The 1,515-nt window shown below is 70.9% G+C and carries 2 protein-coding genes; both read left to right on the top strand.

Features of this window, described 5'->3' with window-relative positions:
- Window positions 1–1,237 (top strand): D-alanyl-D-alanine carboxypeptidase/D-alanyl-D-alanine endopeptidase (gene dacB, locus BN9444_RS00660; RefSeq protein ID WP_068801250.1); only part of this gene is annotated, 1,237 nt, incomplete at its 5' end.
- A partial coding sequence (locus tag BN9444_RS00655; RefSeq protein WP_276526024.1) for a PP-loop family protein occupies window positions 1,237–1,515 on the top strand: 279 nt, incomplete at its 3' end. The genes dacB and BN9444_RS00655, both read left to right, overlap by 1 nt.

Below are 1,515 nucleotides of genomic sequence, written 5' to 3'. Positions count from 1 at the left end.
GGCCGTGGCGGCGACGGCGGCGACCGGTGTGGCGGTCCAGCGCACCTACGGGGACCTGGATCACGGCCAGGCCTTTGAGGCGCCGGCGCCGGCGAATCCGCTCCAGCCCGCCCAGCCTGCCGATGCCCCTTTGGGCGACGTCGCAGGCCGCCTCACCGAGCTTGCGCGCGATAACGAGGCTTTGGGTAACTTCGGCGGCCAGGTCATCGACACAGCGACGGGGGAGGTCGTGTGGGACCAGGACGGGGCTAAGGCGCTGCTTCCGGCGTCGAGCACGAAGGTGCTCACGCTCGCGGCGGCGACGTGGGAGTTGGGCGAGGATGACCGGATTACGACGGAGATCGTGCGCGGAGACAATAACGCGGTCATCATCAAGGCCGCGGGCGACGTGTGGCTCACGCTCGCGCAACTCGACGCCGCGGCCGCGCAGATCAAGGAAGCCATGCCCGAGGTGAGCGGGGTGTTCATCGACACACGCGCGTGGGCCGGCGACGATCAGGCGAAGGGGTGGGATCCGGAGAATGTCGATGGCGGCTTCGTCGCGCCGATGCAGCCGGCCATGGTTTTCGGCGGACGCCTGGGCGCGGCGACGGGCGACGTGCCGCGCAGCCACACTCCGGCGCTCGACGTGGCGAACCTGCTGGCCAAGCGCCTGGGCGTGACGACGGTGGGCATGAGCGAGGCTCCCGATGCCGCCGCACCCGTCGCGACCATCGAGTCCGAGCCGCTGTCCGTGCGCGCCGAGGAGGCCGGGAAGGACTCGGATAACGTCATGGCCGAGGCTATCGGCCGCGAACTCGCCGTCGCGCGCGGCAAGGAGGCATCGTTTGCGGGCGCTGCGGAGGCGACGCTCGAGGTGCTCGGCGAGCACGGCGTCGATACCTCGCAGGTCTTTATCGCAGACAACTCGGGCTTGAGCGAGGTGAACCGCATCCCGGCGGACGTGCTCGCGGGAATCATGAACCAGGCGGCGACGGAGGACGCGCTGCGCCCGCTGCTTGGCTATCTGCCGGTGGCCGGCGGCGACGGCACGCTGTACACGCGGTATACGGATCTCGCGGGACGCGGCTACGTGCGCGCGAAGACGGGCACGCTCACGGGGACCTCGGCGCTGACGGGCATCGTGCCGGGGCAGTCGGGCCATGTCTTTGCGTTTGCGTTCCTCGTCAACGACGGCGACATCCTGGCCGCGCGCGCGGCACAGGATGAGCTGGCTTCGGCTTTGCGGGAGTTCTAGTGGATCCGTTCTGGCCGCGGAAGTCGCCGCATTTCGCGCGGCTGCGCGCGGCCGTGCGGTCCGTCGCGCGTGAGCATCCGCGGCTTTCCGTGGGACTGTCGGGCGGGCCGGATTCGCTGGCGTTGGCGGCGGCACTCGCCGCGGAAAAGCGGGGCGAGATCGTTGCCGTGTGCGTCGACCATCAGCTGCAGGAGGGCTCGCGCGCGGTCTCGGAGGAGGCGGCGCGCCAGGCACGCGCGTGGGGACTCGCCGCGAAGGTCGTCGCCGTCGACGCCGGG

The organism is Corynebacterium phoceense (assembly GCF_900092335.1).
GTDB classification, from domain to species: domain Bacteria; phylum Actinomycetota; class Actinomycetes; order Mycobacteriales; family Mycobacteriaceae; genus Corynebacterium; species Corynebacterium phoceense.
The sequence above is the reverse complement of the archived record's forward strand: the minus strand, read 5'-3'. Positions and strand labels throughout refer to the sequence as shown.